10 protein-coding genes and 3 pseudogenes are annotated in these 17497 nt (G+C 39.9%); 10 read left to right on the forward strand and 3 right to left on the reverse strand.

The features are described 5' to 3' along the window. The first annotated feature begins 62 nt into the window (after positions 1-62). The 10 genes and pseudogenes from rhaT to NQ565_RS05055 all read left to right on the forward strand — a co-directional run. A complete protein-coding gene (gene rhaT / locus NQ565_RS05010) occupies positions 63-1094 on the forward strand; it encodes an L-rhamnose/proton symporter RhaT (protein WP_005652803.1) in 1032 nt (343 codons plus the stop codon). Positions 1095-1129: 35 nt separating this feature from the next. Next, on the forward strand, positions 1130-1939 hold the full coding sequence (gene rhaD, locus NQ565_RS05015; protein WP_005652802.1) for a rhamnulose-1-phosphate aldolase: 810 nt from the start codon (positions 1130-1132) through the stop codon (positions 1937-1939). Positions 1940-1950: 11 nt separating this feature from the next. Beyond that, on the forward strand, positions 1951-3105 hold the full coding sequence (gene fucO / locus NQ565_RS05020; protein ID WP_022104590.1) for a lactaldehyde reductase: 1155 nt from the start codon (positions 1951-1953) through the stop codon (positions 3103-3105). 17 nt (positions 3106-3122) lie between these two features. Beyond that, positions 3123-4445, forward strand: coding sequence for a glycoside hydrolase family 88/105 protein (locus NQ565_RS05025; protein ID WP_005652800.1), 1323 nt, complete (start codon positions 3123-3125; stop codon positions 4443-4445). Between the two features lie 147 nt (positions 4446-4592). Then, on the forward strand, positions 4593-5519 hold the full coding sequence (locus tag NQ565_RS05030) for an AraC family transcriptional regulator (protein WP_005652799.1): 927 nt from the start codon (positions 4593-4595) through the stop codon (positions 5517-5519). Positions 5520-5793: 274 nt separating this feature from the next. Continuing rightward, positions 5794-8988, forward strand: coding sequence for a SusC/RagA family TonB-linked outer membrane protein (locus NQ565_RS05035; RefSeq protein ID WP_005652797.1), 3195 nt, complete (start codon positions 5794-5796; stop codon positions 8986-8988). A gap of 18 nt (positions 8989-9006) precedes the next feature. Beyond that, a complete protein-coding gene (locus NQ565_RS05040; RefSeq protein ID WP_005652796.1) occupies positions 9007-10659 on the forward strand; it encodes a RagB/SusD family nutrient uptake outer membrane protein in 1653 nt (550 codons plus the stop codon). A gap of 129 nt (positions 10660-10788) precedes the next feature. Then, a complete protein-coding gene (locus NQ565_RS05045; RefSeq protein ID WP_005652794.1) occupies positions 10789-12180 on the forward strand; it encodes a sulfatase-like hydrolase/transferase in 1392 nt (463 codons plus the stop codon). Positions 12181-12329: 149 nt separating this feature from the next. After that, a pseudogene (locus NQ565_RS05050) lies at positions 12330-12716 on the forward strand (sugar-binding domain-containing protein); the annotation flags it as partial. A gap of 16 nt (positions 12717-12732) precedes the next feature. Continuing rightward, positions 12733-12894: pseudogene (locus NQ565_RS05055) on the forward strand (IS982 family transposase); the annotation flags it as partial. 146 nt (positions 12895-13040) lie between these two features. On the opposite strand, the gene NQ565_RS05060 reads toward NQ565_RS05055, so the two are convergent. The 3 genes and pseudogenes from NQ565_RS05060 to NQ565_RS05070 form a co-directional block, all read right to left on the reverse strand. After that, positions 13041-14084 (reverse strand): SGNH/GDSL hydrolase family protein, encoded by a 1044-nt coding sequence (locus NQ565_RS05060; protein ID WP_259831029.1) that lies wholly within the window; start codon positions 14082-14084, stop codon positions 13041-13043. Beyond that, a pseudogene (locus NQ565_RS05065) lies at positions 14082-16538 on the reverse strand (family 20 glycosylhydrolase); the annotation flags it as partial. The pseudogene NQ565_RS05065 and the gene NQ565_RS05060, both read right to left, overlap by 3 nt. A gap of 52 nt (positions 16539-16590) precedes the next feature. Then, entirely contained in the window at positions 16591-17487 is an 897-nt protein-coding gene (locus tag NQ565_RS05070) for a glycerophosphodiester phosphodiesterase family protein (RefSeq protein WP_005652788.1), read from the reverse strand. Positions 17488-17497 lie beyond the last annotated feature (10 nt).

Here is a 17497-nt window from a genome sequence, read left to right on the forward strand (position 1 = left end):
CGGGGAAAGCATATCTTTGCCCGCTACTTTCATTACTCATAGAACATTAACCGTTGATTATCATGAATACACTAATAGGATTATTAATTATCGCTGTGGGAAGCTTTGGGCAGAGCAGCTCGTATGTACCTATCAATAAAGTCAAAGGTTGGTCCTGGGAAAACTTCTGGTTGGTACAGGGCATTTTTGCCTGGCTTGTTTTTCCGCTGCTCGGCGCTTTACTTGCCATTCCTGCCGATGGCAGCCTGATAGAACTTTGGGGAGCCGGTGGTGCATTGCCGGCTATTATTTACGGTGTCCTTTGGGGTGTCGGCGGTCTGACATTCGGATTGAGTATGCGCTATTTGGGCGTTGCTTTAGGACAAAGTATAGCTTTGGGTACCTGTGCCGGTTTCGGAACCCTGTTCCCGGCTCTGTTTGCAGGGAAAGATTTGCTGCACGGTGACGGTCTGATGCTCCTTATTGGTGTTTGCATCACTTTGGCGGGAATTGCCATTATCGGTTATGCGGGCAGCCTACGCTCCAGAAATATGAGTGAGGAGGAAAAAAAGGCTGCCGTGAAAGATTTTGCGTTGACAAAAGGGTTGCTGGTTGCTTTGCTGGCAGGTGTGATGAGTGCCTGTTTTGCCCTCGGCCTGGATGCCGGAACGCCTATTAAGGAGGCGGCGCTGGCAGGTGGGGTGGCTCCGTTGTATGCCGGACTTCCTGTTATCTTTCTGGTAACTTTGGGCGGGTTCTGTACGAATGCGGCTTATTGTATCCAGCAAAATATAAAGAATAGGACGGGTAAGGAGTATTTGTCGGTCAGCGGTGATGTCCTTGTGAATAATGTTTTGTTCTGTGCTCTTGCCGGAGTATTATGGTATTCGCAATTCTTCGGTCTGGAAATGGGTAAGAGTTTTTTAGGCGGCAGTCCGATATTGCTTGCATTTTCCTGGAGTATACTGATGTCGCTGAATGTTACATTCAGTAATGTCTGGGGAATCCTGCTGAAAGAATGGAAGGGGTGCGGTTCCCGTACAATAGGCGTATTAATATTGGGATTGGCCGTTCTCATTGCTTCTATCATTGTAGTGGCGATGGCGCAAGCATGAAAATAATATCTAATAAACTGTAATTAAATAGACACATGAAATCAATTCTTGAAAATCGTCCCGAATTGGCTTATGAAGTCAATCAAGCGGCAGAAGTGGCCGGTTATCTTTGGCAAAAAGGTTGGGCGGAACGTAATGGTGGTAATATAACTTTAAACATCACTGAATATGTAGATGATGAAATCCGGGCTTTGCCGGCTATCAGCGAAGTAAAACAGATAGGAAAGGTACTCCCTTATCTGAAAGGTTGTTATTTTTATTGTAAAGGTACTCAGATGCGTATGCGTGATTTGGCACGTTGGCCTATGGCAAACGGTTCAATCATCCGTATTCTGGATGACTGTGCCAGCTACGTAATTATAGCAGACCAGCCTGTAATGCCTACATCGGAATTGCCTTCTCATCTTGCCGTGCATAATTATCTGCTTGAAAAAGGCTCTCCTTACAGAGCATCCTTGCATACACATCCTATCGAATTGATTGCTATGACCCATAACAAGAAGTTCCTGGAGAAGGATGTGGCTACCAATCTGCTTTGGAGTATGATTCCGGAAACAAAGGCGTTCTGTCCTCGTGGATTGGGTATAATCCCTTATGAATTGCCAAGTTCGGTAAAATTGGCTGACGCTACTATTGAGGCTTTGAACGATTATGATGTAGCTATGTGGGAAAAGCATGGAGTCTTTGCTGTAGATGTGGATATTATGTCTGCTTTTGACCAGGTAGATGTGTTGAATAAATCTGCACTGATTTACATTGCAGCTAAAAACATGGGCTTTGAACCGGACGGAATGAGTCAGGAACAAATGAAAGAGATGACCGTGGCTTTTAATTTACCCAAATAAAAATGAAGTATATGTACAGAATGATATTGAACGAAACCTCTTACTTCGGAGCAGGCTGTCGGAAAACAATTGCGGTGGAAGCCATGCGTAGAGGTTTTAAGAAAGCGTTCTTTGTGACAGATAAAGACCTGATCCGTTTTAAAGTCGCAGACAAAATAATTGAAGTTTTTGAAAAGAATCGTATTCCTTATGAGCTTTTCAGTGATGTAAAGGCAAATCCGACGATTGCGAACGTACAGAATGGCGTATCCGCTTTTAAAGCATCCGGTGCTGATTTTATTGTAGCGCTGGGCGGTGGCTCTTCCATTGATACGGCAAAAGGTATCGGCATTGTTGTGAATAATCCGGATTTTGCAGATGTGAAGTCATTGGAGGGTGTAGCTGCAACCCGTCATAAGGCTGTCCCGACTTTTGCATTGCCTACAACGGCTGGAACAGCCGCTGAAGTCACTATCAATTATGTGATAATTGATGAGGATGCAAAGAAGAAGATGGTCTGCGTAGACCCTAATGATATTCCGGTTGTGGCGATTGTAGACCCGGAACTGATGTATTCCATGCCGAAAGGGCTGACTGCTGCAACAGGAATGGACGCTTTGACGCATGCCATTGAAAGCTATATAACACCGGGCGCCTGGGCGATGTCCGATATGTTTGAGTTGAAAGCCATCGAAATGATTGCCGCTAATCTGAAAGCTGCGGTAGACGATGGCAATGATGTCGCTGCTCGCGAAGCGATGTCACAGGCTCAGTACATTGCCGGTATGGGATTCAGTAATGTAGGTTTGGGTATTGTTCATTCCATGGCGCATCCGTTGGGCGCTCATTATGATACTCCGCATGGAGTTGCCAATGCATTGCTGTTGCCCTATGTGATGGAATATAATGCAGAGTCTCCGGCTGCCCCCAAATATCTTCATATAGCTAAAGCTATGGGAGTAGATACGGTGGGTATGACCGAGGCAGAAGGAGTGCGTGCGGCTGTGGATGCAGTCCGGAAGCTGTCATTGAGCATTGGCATTCCTCAAAAACTACATGAGATAAATGTAAAAGAGGAAGACTTGCATCAATTGGCTGTTGATGCCTTCAATGACGTTTGCACGGGCGGTAATCCTCGTCCTACTTCTGTCGAAGATATTGAGACTTTGTATCGTAAAGCTTTTTAATTATAATTTGAATTACCATGAAGAAAACTATTATTTCATGTGTGCTGTTTTTAACAGCCGTCACTGCTTTTTCGCAAACACCAATGAAGACGGCAGCAGAAGCTAAGCTTTCGGCTTCTGACCTTGCTGTGAAAATAGCAGACCGTATCCTTGCAACTACTACTTATGAGTTTAAGAATACCAAGACCGGTAAAACCTATAAGTCTGTCAAGAACTTGCCTTTGGATATGAATGTCAAGGTTGCATGTAAATACAATAATTGGCATTATACCAATGGAGTAACCCATATCGCTTTAATGGAATTGGCCGATAAAACGGGAGCGAAGAAGTATGATGATTATGTTCTTAAAAATATGAATTTCGTATTTAACGAGGGTAATCTTGATTTCTTTAAGAAGCAGTATGAGCAGGCAATGAAAAATGAAGGATGGTATGGCGTTCGTAAGTTGAGTTGGCACATGATATTCCGTGGAAAGCGTTTGGATGATAACGGTCCTATGGGAGCCAGCCTGATTGACCTGCAGATGAAGCATCCGAATAATTCTTTCTTGAATTATATTAATGAAACAGCCGAGCACTTGAACTATGGCGAGCCTCGTTTGGCTGACGGTACTATTGCCCGTATCTGGCCTCATGAAAATACCATCTGGGCTGATGATGCTTTCATGGCTATCTCTTTCCTTGCACGTATGGCTAAGATGACCGGTGACATGAGTTATATCAATGATGCTGCCAATCAGGTAATCAAATATCACAAATATTTGTGGTGTCCCGAAAAACGGATTCTCTATCATTGCTATCATACGGATACGGACGAGCACGGTGTTGCTCATTGGAGCCGTGCCAACGGTTGGGTTTTCATGGCAACTGCCGATTTGCTTGCAGTGATGCCGCAGAATCATCCTATGCGTCCTGAGGTTTTGGAGTGCTTCCGCCGTCAATGTAGCGGTGTAGTGCGTTATCAGGGTAAGAACGGTCTTTGGCATCAGCTTCTTGATAAGGAAGATTCCTATGAGGAAATTACGGGTACGGCCATGTTTGTTTTTGGTATCGCACGTGGTGTAAAGCACGGTTGGCTGCATCCTGATTTCATTTATGCTGCCGAGCAGGGGCTGAAAGGAATGATGACACTGATGTCCGACAAAGGCGATGTGACCAAAATCTGTGTCGGAACGGGTATCATGCCGTCGCCTGCATACTACTACAACCGTCCTACCCAAGAGAATGATCCGATGGGTGAAGGACCTGTTCTCCGCGCATTGATTGAAATGATGGATGCGCCGAAGTATACAGAGATTAAGGCTGAACAGCAATACGATAAAATTGTAGTCAAAAAGTAATAATCCTTTTAGATAGTATGTTAATCCCGTCTGGAAACACAAAGATACTTCCAGACGGGACTTTTTTTATTAAATCTTCCATAGGTATCTCTTATTTCACAAATATTTCCTATTTTTGTCCCGAATCCATCATGAAGGACACGTGGTATGACTAAGAATTACAATGATTTAGGAGTGGAATTTAAGTACCTTATCGTAAATGACATGGACCAAAAGTTTGGTCTGTGGGTAAATACTGTCGGCTTTCAATCCATTCAGCCGGACTCTCCGTATCCATTGAAGGATCATCCTTCCGGTTATTTCTTTAATGCCCAGAAAGGACGTGTCTTGCGTGAGTATCAATTGGTTTATATCACGAAAGGACGGGGATTGTTTTCTTCGGAAACAACGCCGGAAAAGCAGGTATGCAAAGGACGTCTGATGGTATTGTTTCCCGGTCAATGGCATACTTATCACCCTTATCGCCAAACCGGATGGAACGAATATTATATCGGTTTTGAAGGTCCTGTCATTGATAATCTGGTGAAAGGCGGTTTCTTGTCTAAAGACAATCAAGTGCTTGAGGTGGGTTTGAATGAGGAGTTGGTGTCTCTTTTTTCCCGTGCTTTGGAAATAGCGGAAGCGGATAAAATATCTTCCCAACAGTATCTTGGCGGTATAGTGCTGCACATAGTAGGTATGATACTGTCCATTTCTAAAAATAAAATTTTTGAGGTGGGCGATGTTGATCAGAAGATTGAGCAGGCCAAGATTATAATGAATGAGAATGTCTTTAAGGATATTGATCCTGAAGAGTTGGCTATGAAATTGAATATCAGCTATTCCTGGTTCCGGAAAGTATTCAAGGACTATACAGGTTATGCACCGGCTAAATATTTCCAGGAGTTGAAGTTGCGTAAAGCCAAACAATTATTGGTTGGTACTTCTCATTCCGTTAAAGAGATTTCTTTTATGCTCGATTATAAGTCTACCGAACATTTCTTTTCATTATTTAAAAAACGCACAGGGTTTACCCCATTGGAATATCGCTCTTTTGGTCGGGAGACTGAGGTGGAGAACGAGGATTTTGATTAATGTCAAAATGAATAGTCTACTATCAAAATTGTTATAAAAACTTTGATTGTCAGATTTTTATTGGGTGAAAAGCTTCTTTTTTCTTAGGAGAAAGTCAAAAAGGATAGTATTTGTATCAGTAGGTGTATTTTGTTAAGTTTGTCTATATTTAACTTTGCATTCATAAGCTCTGTGTCCGATAACAGTTGCATCGGACGGTTAATCTTGAATTAATTAATCAACCAATTTATATTAATAGTCTATGAGAATTTTACACAAAAAGTTATGCTTGTTAATGCTTCTTTTAATAAGCTGTCATCTAAACATTCTTGCACAAGGCAAAATTATTACGGGTGTCATATTAGACAAAACGGGTGAAACAGTTATCGGTGCGAGTGTTTTAGTGAAAGGAACTACTAATGGTACTATCACAGATGTTGATGGTAACTTTACTCTTAACAATGTTCAGGAAAATGCTGTCCTACAAGTTAGTTTCGTTGGTTATAAAACTCAGGATATTGCTTTGAAAGGACAAAGCAATGTAAAAGTGACTTTGGAAGAAGATACGGAAGTTCTTGATGAAGTTGTTGTTATTGGTTACGGTTCTGTGAAGAAAAGTACTTTGACGGGGGCTGTGGCAAAAATGGATACTAAAGGAATTCAAGATCGTCCTTTGGCGCGTCCAGAAACAGCTTTGCAAGGGCAATTGGCTGGAGTAACGGTACGTACTACTACCGGTGAACCTGGTGCTGATATGCAAATTCGTGTACGTGGTGCTGCTTCGGTAAATGCTAACTCCGATCCTCTTTATGTAGTTGATGGTGTTCCTATGACTACTTTAAGTGGAATAAATCCGGCAGATATTGCTTCTATTGAAGTTTTGAAAGATGCGGCTTCTGCAGCTATTTATGGTTCTCGTGGCTCAAATGGTGTAGTTATTGTGACAACGCAGAAAGGAAAAACAGGTAAACCAAAAGTTTCTTTTAATGCTAGCGTTGGTTTTCAAACTTTGGAAAAGAAAATAGATTTACTGAGTGCTACAGAATGGATGGAGTTCAGAACAAGATGGAATGATGCTTATTATTTATCTGAAGCTCAAAAGAAAGGAATCACTAATGCTAGTATCCGCGATGATAATGCCACGCGTTTGGCAAATGTAGGAGTTAAGGTTGGTACAGATAACGCTTATTTGTATATTCTTGATGACCGTTGGTTTAATTATTTAAGTCAAGATATGAGAGATTCCCATACCTATACTCCAACTTCGGAAAGCCTTAGTCTGTTGGATTGGCAAGATGAAGTTTATCGTACCGCTATTGTACAGGATTATAGTTTGAATGTGTCCGGTGCTACTGATAATGTCAGCTATTTATTTTCTGGTGGTTATATGAACCAAGAGGGATTAGCTACAGGAACTGGCTATAAGCGTTTTTCTTTCCGTGCAAATGTAGAGTCAAAAATAAATAAATATCTTTCTATTGGAATGAATTTAGCTCCAACTTATATTGTAACAGACGGCTCGGGACGTGCTAATGGTAAGGATTCGCAAGCTCATAAAACGCTTTCTTCTGCTCCGGTTTCAGAACCGGGTGTCGGATATATGACTTACGTACAACCTAACGGCCGTTACGGATGGGCAGATACAACTTCAAGTCCAAGTTATATTTTGAATACGGATATTAGCCAAAATCGTACATTACGTATGGTCGGTAATGCTTTCTTACGTATCACTCCATTTCAGGATTTTCGAGTTGAATTGTCTGCTGCAGCAAATTATTATGATTTGGATGGAAACAAATATTCTTTTTCAAGTTCAGGCAAAGGTTGGGCAAAGGGTGAAGGCCAATCTTCTTCGGGTAGCCACTCTACAAGTCGTATTTGGAATACTTTATTACAAGCTGTAGCTAATTATGATCATACATTCAATAAGCATGGAGTAAGCGCTATGCTCGGTTTTTCGTCAGAACAATCTTCTTTAGGATATAAAACAGAACAAGGTTTCAAAGCTCCTTTTCCCAATGATGCCATTACAGGTTCGTTTGATGGTTCAAAGGTTGCCGCTGGAACTAATACAGTAACAGAACAGACACCTAATAAATTATTATCTACATTTGGTCGTTTGCAGTATAATTATGATGAACGTTATATGCTTTCGGGTAGTTTGCGTTTTGATGGAGGTTCTGTTTTCGGAGTTAATAATAAATGGGGTGTATTCCCTGCAATATCCGGTGGTTGGATTATATCTAATGAGAAATTCTTTAAGAATTGGGATCAAAAATGGTGGAATACATTGAAAATTAGAGCTAGTTATGGTGTGACAGGTAATAATTCTATCAGTAATACAGCTGCTTATGCAACTTTGACTTCTTCCGTCTATGGGGGAGCTGCAGGTTATTATACTAGTAGTTTGGGTAATGCTGATTTAGGTTGGGAGAAAACTCATAGTACGGATATTGCAGTGGACTTGGGCTTTTTGAATAACCGTATTCAATTGTCATTGGATTGGTATACAAAAAATACGACCGACTTATTATATCAAGTTCCCGTAGAAGGTGCTTCTGGTTTCAGCACTATTTGGGATAATTTAGGTGATATTCATAATGAAGGTTTTGAAATAGAGTTGAATACGCATAATTTGACAGGGAATTTTAAATGGGATACTTCATTTAATATGTCGTATAATAAGAATGAAGTAAAGAAGTTGGGTACGGATAATACTCCTATTTATTCTGGATTCTCCGGAAGCAATTACTCAAATATATTGACTGTGGGTAAAGCTGTCAATACGTACTATATGTACGATGCTATTGGAGTATGGAAAAATCAAGCTGAGATTGATGCTTATAGTGCAGCTCATAATGGACAACCCGTTACATTTGAAGGTAAACAGATTCAACCGGGTGATATCCGTTATAGAGATGTCAATAATGATGGTAAATATGATAAGGATAATGATAGAGACTATTTGGGAAGTCCAACACCTAAATTTGTATTTGGTATGACTAATAGATTCTCTTATAAGAATTTTGATTTATCAATCTTATTAACAGCACAAACTGGAGGTAAAATTTATGGTATCTTGGGACGTGCTATAGACCGTCCAAGTATGGGAGCTAAATCTAATATAATGGGGCATTGGAGAGATGCATGGTGGTCTGAAGATGAACCAGGCAACGGATCGGTTCCTTATATTTTGAGTCAAACAACTGGCACTACGCTGGATTCCAGATGGTTATATTCTTCTAATTATTTGCGTATTAAGAATCTTACTCTGGGATATAAGTTACCGATTAATCCTAAATTTATATCATATGCACGTGTATATTTGTCTATTGAGAATCTAGCCAAATGGGATAGTTATTATGGTGGGTATTCTCCAGAAGCTGCCAATGTGGGCTCAGGTCCTGGAGGAGCAAGTGCACTTGGACTGGATTATGGTGGTTATCCTAATGCTCGTACATTTACTTTTGGTATAAATGTTAATTTTTAATCCTTAATACAAAGAACTATGCTTAAACTTAAAAATATAATATGGCTGGCTGCGCTGGTCGTGACTATCTCCTCGTGTGATGATTATTTGGATACTCCACCTGTAGATAAAATAACTTCAGATGGATTTTATCAAACTCAAGCTCAATCGGAGCAAGGTATTTTAGGCATTTATGCGGATTTGCGCCAAGCATCTAATTGCATGTATTGGTTTATGTCTGAATGTCGTTCAGATGTTGCGTGGGTAGAACCTAATCCGGACGCTTTTCGTGAATACTCTGAAATAGGAACATTTAGAGCAACAGATGATATGGCGATGTTTAATGATACTTGGAATATGTGGTATAAGGTCATTTATGATGCCAATGTCGCTATTTCTAAGATTCCGAGTGCATCTTTTGATTCCGAGTCTATCAGAAATCAATTTTTAAATGAAGCTTATTTCCTGAGAGGTTGGGCTTATTTTGAGTTAGTTCGTCTTTTTGGAAATGTTCCTATGGTAGATAGACCGATGTCTCCGTCAGAGATTAAATCGGTAAAGCAATCTACTGCAGTGGATATTCTCAATAATCGTGTTATTCCTGATTTGAAAAAGTCAGAAGATTTGCCTTATAAAGCAGATATGCAAGATGCCAATGGTGCTAAAATAGATAAAAAAGGCCGTGCAGATAAAATGGCCGCGAAGGCTATGTTGGCACGTGTGTATATGACATTGGCTGGTTATCCATATAATGATACTAATGCGAAGAGTTTGGCTAAAACGCAATTGGAAAACGTTTTAGATGATTCTCATGCAGCCGCTTATTGGGCACCATCATTGGAAGAATGGCAAAAACAGTGGATGCCGACTGATGCATATTACAATAAATATTCTATTTTCGCCATTCAGTATCGTACGGGTGGTACGGGAAACCCAGCCATATTCAATATGCTTCCAGTTAAAATCGTTCCGGAAGATTGGTCTAAAAACTATAATTTTTCGCAAAATTCTATTTATGTGGAAAAGACATTGATGCATGAATTTGATCGTGAATACTCTAATGGAAAAAAAGACGGACGTGGCTATAATTTTGGTGTGATGGCTGGCTTTGCTGGTGATGCGGTAGCTCCTGAATATCAGAGCCCTTCTGAGTTGATGACTTTTGAAGATGGAACTACGGGTAATGTGTATACTAAAGCTATGTTTTATAAAATGATTCCTACTAAAACTAAAATAGCCTCTTTGGGGATGTCTTTTGATGCAGAGAGTGGCATGAAAAAGTATGATGACTGGGGAGTAAATCTACCTATTATTCGTATTGAAGATATGAAGCTTCTTTATGCAGAGATTTTGGCGAGTGAAGGTAACACTGCGGATGCCATGAAAATTGTAAATGAAATACGTGAAAGGGCAAACTGCGATCCGAGAACCGAGACTGGAGTTAGTGTAGAGGATGCCATGAAATACATTAAACTTGAACGTAAAATTGAGTTTATGGGAGAAGGTATTCGTTGGTTCGATCAAGTACGTTATGGCACTTGGAAGGAAGATACAGAAGCAAAATTTGAGCGTTATAACTTTACTGAATTGAAAGCAAATTTAAAAGAAGGTCGTTACCTCTATCCAATTCCGATGAATCAGATGAATGTTACTCCAGGACTTTATGTCCAAAACGAGGGATATGAAAATTGATGCTATTTGTTTGATTATCAAGGCTAAATATCATATCTTAGCCTTGGCTACATTAAATTTAAGTTATTAAAAAGGGGAGGTGGGTGCTTTTAAAAGGTATGCCACCTTTTCCTTTATTTAAATCAGATTATGTTTAGAAAAGATATAGTATTAGGTGGAGTTTGTGCGGGTATGTTTGTTATGCCTCAGTTGATGACTGCCCGGCAACTTGTAACAGACGGTGGAGACAAGCCGAACATTATTTTTATCTTGGCCGACGATATGGGATATTGCGACTTGTCATGTTATGGAAATAAATATATAGAAACTCCTAATATAGACCGTTTGGCAGCTACTGGAACGGCCTTTACGCAATGCTATGCCGGTTCCGGTATCAGTTCACCTTCCCGTTGTGCCTTGATGACGGGAAAGAATACGGGAAATACAACTATACGCGATAACTTTTGTATTGCAGGTGGTATTGAAGGATTAAAAGGCACCAAGACCATACGCCGCATGCATTTACAACCGAATGATACAACCATTGCCACTGTGCTTGGGGCTGCCGGATATAGAACCTGTTTGGTAAACAAATGGCATTTGGACGGATTTAATCCGGAAGCAACTCCTTTGAACCGAGGGTTTGATGAGTTTTACGGATGGCTTATCAGTACTGCATATTCTAATGATCCGTACTACTATCCTTATTGGCGCTTCAACAACGAGAAACTGGAGAATGTAAAAGAGAATGAAGGTGATAAACACATCAAGCATAATACAGACCTTTCTACGGAAGATGCAATAAAGTTTATTAACCGTAATAAAAACAATCCGTTTTTTCTGTATTTAGCTTATGATGCGCCGCACGAACCCTATAATATAGATGAAACAACCTGGTATGATGATGAGGCTTGGGATATGAACACCAAGCGTTATGCCTCGCTGATTACCCATATGGATCGGGCGATAGGACGTTTGTTGGCAGAACTGGATAGGTTGGGGCTGCGCGAAAATACTTTAGTCATCTTTGCATCGGATAACGGTGCTGCCAAGCAGGCACCGTTGGAGGAATTGGGATGTAAAGGTTCTCTTAAAGGAATGAAAGGACAGCTTTATGAAGGTGGCATTCGCGTACCGTTTATTGTAAATCAGCCCGGAAAGGTTCCGGTGCAGAAATTGAATAATATTATTTATTTCCCGGATGTAATGCCTACTTTGGCTGCTTTGGCTGGTGCTACAGATAAATTGCCACAAAAACTTAACGGTATCAATATTCTTCCCTTGTTTTATGGGCAACAGCTTGATACGGATAATCGTTTGTTGTATTGGGAGTTCCCTGGAAAGCAACGTGCGGCAAGATGTGGAGATTGGAAAGTAGTGACTGTAAAGAAAGATGCTCCGTTAGAGTTGTATAACATAAAAGAGGATATGACGGAGTCTGTCAATCTGGCAAATAAATATCCGGAAAAAGTAGCACAGTTCGAAAAAGAGATGAAAGCGATGCGTATTCCTACTCCTAATTGGCCATTGCCGGGTGAGTAAGGAATCGTATTGCACCTTCGTTATTGATGAGTGATTGATTATTATAATTTGGGTTAGTGAAAAATGGGCGGTTAACTTGTGAAAGTCAGACTGCCTTTTTCTTTGATTATTTTATTATTTTCGAAAATTAAAATCCATATAAAAGAAGTATGAATATAAGAATCTTTTTTACTGTTTTAGGACTATTGTCCGCTCTTTGCATATGGTCTCAGCAGACAGAGCGCCGTTATCTTTCCGGTACCGGACTGGGCGATGGTGTAACCTGGCAGTTTTATTGTTCCGAGGGTAGGAACAGCGGGAAGTGGAGTAAGATAGAAGTGCCTTCTCAATGGGAGCTGCAAGGTTTTGGTGAATATACCTACGGGCGTTGGTATAAGAAGAAAGGGGTTAAGAATCCCAGTATGGAAGAGGGGATTTATCGTCATACATTTCGTGTACCGGAAGATTGGAGAGGTAAGAACATACGTTTGTGGTTTGATGGGGTTATGACAGATACGGATGTGATTGTAAACGGAGTTTCGGCCGGAGAAACACATCTACAAGATAGTCAATGACGAATTGAAGAACATTGCGCAGATTGAACATTCCAGACACCGTTCATTCAGTAACTTTATAGCCAATTCTTTGTCGGCTATCGCAGCATACTGCTTTTTTGAAAAGAAGCCCGCCATTGATGTCAAGTTGTTCAATGACGGGCAACTGTCTATTTTCTAATTTTATTTCGAACTCACGTTACTTAGTAAACCATACATATTTATGTTGAAGAACAAAAAACTCGATATTAACTTTTGACAGAAGCTAATATCGAGTTTTCTAGTTTCTGAAAAACACTATGAGTACTTTATCGGATGCTTTCCACATCAGATGTGAAGAATATTAGTTATGACAGGTTGGATTTCTTTTACCATTCTTTTAAATCCTAAGTCGTTGGGATGGACTCCATCCACAGTACCTTCATGGTCGGTTCCAAGAAAATGATTCTCTTTGATTAAATATAAATTCTTATAACCGAGCTTATGAAGTTTTTCTATCTGCTCTTCTATCGCTTTATTTTGTTCATTTACTCTATGGCGTACCGTTTTATTTACGTTTCCTTTTTCACGGAAAACGGACTGAATAAATATGACGGGTATGTCAGGGTATTTTTCACGGATCGTTTTTACGAAAGGAATTGTCCTGTCGCGAATTTCATCTGCAGTAGGATTGGGTATGCAATCTAAAATAAATGCATCCACGTTTTTTATTTCAGCTAACATTTTGGCTACAGAACTTTCCATTTTTCCATTGCCGCTCAATCCCATATTTATAAATTGATATCCACTGCTGCGGGATAGTTGTGACGGATAAGCAAGACCAGGTCTGCTTGCTGATGCTCCCTGGGTTATGCTTGAGCCATAGACAATTATTTTTCCTTTAAAGGGATTCTTTGTTTTTTTTAGATAGGCGTCTGATGATACACCTATTTCTAAATGCGTTATTTCATCGTATAAAGGTAAATATAGTATACAGTCTTTTTCTGACGTATCCATGTTTTCAGCTAATGTAGAAGTTGAATGAATTCCCTGGGGAATGCCGACTCCTGCATATTGCCATTCCCCTTCTTTTTTAATGTATAAATCAAGCCCTTTTTGCATAATAGGAGTCATGTTGGTATTCTGTCGTTTATTGGGTATGGTCCACCTTGCTTTTATGACTGTGCTGTTTGTTTTGAATGCAATGGCAAGTCCTGAGGAATGGGCATATAATTTCTTCACAGACTTTGGCAAGTCTTTGTAGCGGACTGTGTCAATGCGATGAAAAAAACTCCCTTCCATAGTGGCTTTTCCCAATAATTGTAATTGGTTGGCGTTTGTATAGATTATATTTGCTTCACTTGCTTCTGACTGCAAATGGGAATTGGTGATGCTTATTGTGACGCTTTGTTTCTTGCCTACAAAAAGTTTGGCTTTAATTTCATTTGAGTTGCACTTTACAGGTTTGTTCCATAACTTGGAATGTAAAGTAGGCTCTGTTCCATCAGTAGTATATCGGATTTGTCCGCCTTTAATAGAACTATTGGCAAACAATATTCCATCATTGTCTATATATAAACCAGGAAAAGGAAGTCTGTAGTTTACTTCCATTTTTTCCCAATAAGGAATTTCTTTCTGAGATATGCGTTGATAATAAAATGATAAATCTTTTTCATAGGTGTACTGTTCGTGAATGCCAGTTATGTTTTCCCATTGGGGTGAAGCATGCCAGCCTCGTTCTGAAAGACCCATAATTTTGGGAAATAAGTAATATTCAACTTGTTCAAAATTTCGAATTGTTTCGCTCCATAAGGCAGACTCCACTCCTTTGATATTTTTACGTCCTTGTTCAGTAAGTCTTGTTTTCTCCTTCTCTACTTGTCGATTACGTATGGAACGGTAGATGCTGTAGGGAAGTAGTGAAAAAGATTTTGATTCGTCAACATATCCATTCCAATTGTGTCCCGGTTCGTTCGGATGCTTATCATATGCCAAGTCAAAATAAAAATTGCTGGCATTACACAAAATGACAGGGTACCCTTTATTAGCAAATTGATAGACCAATTCATCCGAATGACTGTGTGGCGAAGCTTTCCAGCAGGAGATTCCCAGAGCATTTTCTGACAAATATCTGTCAAAATCTTTATCGTGTCCAGCAGCTATTTCCTGCCATCCAGAAAAGGGTATATTTTGTTCCTTTAGAAAATCAACAATTCGCATTATAAAGTAATCTGACAATTCTTGAACATCGGTCATGTTATGTTCTAACATGAAATTTTTGCATATAGGCGAACCTTTCCAAGCTCCTTCTGCTACTTCATCACCACCGATGTGGATGGATCGAAGCGGGACACCGGCTTCTTTATACATCAGTTGGATCTCTTGGATTACTTTTTTCATAAAACGATATGTAGAAGGCATAGCTACGTTCATCACGTTGTCTGAGTACCCCTGGGCTGAAACATACTGAGATGTGTCATGTATGTCATGTAACAGATATTCATGTGCTTTTATGGGATCTGTGTCTTGATACTTTTTATAACGAGCTTTCATGGCTACAATTGCAGCACGTGCATGACCAGGTGATTCTATTTCAGGTATAATAGCTACATGACGGTCGGCTGCATACCGGAGTAAGTCGATGAATTCGTCTCTAGAATAGAAACCATTGCCGGAAGTTTTTGACTGGTAATCAAAATCTCCATTATATGCAGGATACAGGCATTCGGATTCATTATAGGTGTGTCCTCTGTGAGAGGCGATTTCTGTCAACTCCTCCAGGCCGGGTATTTGCAAACGCCATCCTTCGTCATCTGAAAAGTGGAAACGAAAGACGTTTAGTTTATATGAAGACAAAATATCTATTAATTTCTTTAAATCAGATAATTCAATAAAGTTACGGGCTACATCCTGCATATGTCCTCTATAGGAAAAGTCCGGATAGTCTTGAATAAATACAGATTGTATGGTATAGGGTGATTCTTGGCCTTTCAAGAGAGATAAAAAGGTTTGCATGCCATTGAAAATGCCATGTGGGGTGGTTGCTAAGAGCTGGATTTTATTGTTTGCAACATCCAGTTCGTAGTATTCTTCATTGACAGCATTTTTTTTTTGATGTAAATAGTCTATCCTTAACTGAACAGTTGAAAGCGAATCGTCTGTAATTCCATATAGGGTGGAAAGTTTGTTTTTCAAGATGCTTGTTTCTATGTGAAAGTCTGGATGAGCAATGATATGTATCGAATTCGCTAAATTCAATACGGATGGAGCATATGTTGCGTGTTTGACTGCAGGAATTACTTCTATCATGCTCGTGTCAAGTATGGCCTTCTCAATCCGTTGATTCTCTTTGTATATCTGATTTGCTCTTTCATTTTGTGAAAAAAGAAATGGTATCGGATGATTGTGGAACTTGATGGGCAATGGCGTGCTCCCTTTACTACCATTTATCCAATATACTCCTTCGGGTTGCATGGAATATCCAGGAACTTCACCTCGTCCATTTATAATAAGTACGATGGAATCACCGGGATTTAGCAGGGTGTAGTTTTTATTTGGAGAGATACGGTGAAAGGTTCCTTTTACTTGTTCTACCTTTGCCATACTGGATTGCTGTAGGTAGGATTTCATTGGGAATTGGGAATAAAAAATACTCCAATCGCCGTCAATAATGGTATTCGATATGTTTTTTATGACAAATTTCTGTTCAATATTATTGCTTTTGTTTATGTCTGGCACATTAATGTGCCAAGTTACAGATACGGGGGCTTCATGATCGGATAGTGTGCATCCTACTACTGTCATGAATGTATATAATATCAATGATAGTGTTATTGTCTTACTCATAATTTCCTTTTATTTACGTCTCATCTATTTCAATGGATTCAATTTGAATTCATTAATGATGTAAATTCCGTTTTCGCAGATAATCTAACAAATAGGCCGGACGATCGGTCTGAATGAGGCGTGCTCCTAATTGATTTATCAAATGTCCATAGCCTGCATCTGGATTGGATAGTGAAAGGTCGTCATCATGCCCGCCGGCCATTGTGTCCCAAAGTGTATTATACCAAATCAGGGATTTTCCTTTGAGGTAGGAGGAGATTTCCTGTGGCAAGGTATTGCCGTCTGTTGCAAACAAAAGTTCGAAGGCTACCGGGTTGATTTCGTTGCAAAACTGTTCTATTTGCTGCTTTGCATCAGGTTTGTCAAGGTTTACAATTGGCATGTAAATGATATCGTGAAGGTACTTTCCATACTGTTTTTTTACTTCATCTACTGATTTTCCCCCTTTCATGATAATTTGCGCTGTGGTACCTGTCTTTTTTAGTAAAGAATACACTTCTCCGAAGTAACGATCTGCCTTGTCTAAATTGATCATAATTTTTCCTTTGGCTAACAACAGAGCTTTTTCCAAAGTTGGAATTTTATGTTTCGTTCGGATGGCACAGCCGTTTCGGAGATGTAAGTTTGACAGATAATCCATTGTTGCTTCCGATACTTTTCCTTTGCCGGTTGTTGTCCGATTGAGTGTTTCGTCATGCATAAGTATAAGCACGCCATCTTTGGTTCGCTGTACATCTAACTCTACGATGTCGACTCCCATTTGTATGGCATTTTCAATGCCTTCTAAAGAGTTTTCTGGAAAATTGCGCCAATCTCCTCTGTGGGCTATTACTAACACGTTGTCTGTAGAACGTGATAATAGCTGGCTGCGTATTTTTTCTGCATGATTTTGCGCAAAGAAATGAGAAGATAGAAGTGATATGATAAATAATAAAATGAATCTTTTCATAATTGAACTA

The sequence above is a fragment of the Bacteroides stercoris ATCC 43183 genome (assembly GCF_025147325.1).
Lineage (GTDB): Bacteria > Bacteroidota > Bacteroidia > Bacteroidales > Bacteroidaceae > Bacteroides > Bacteroides stercoris.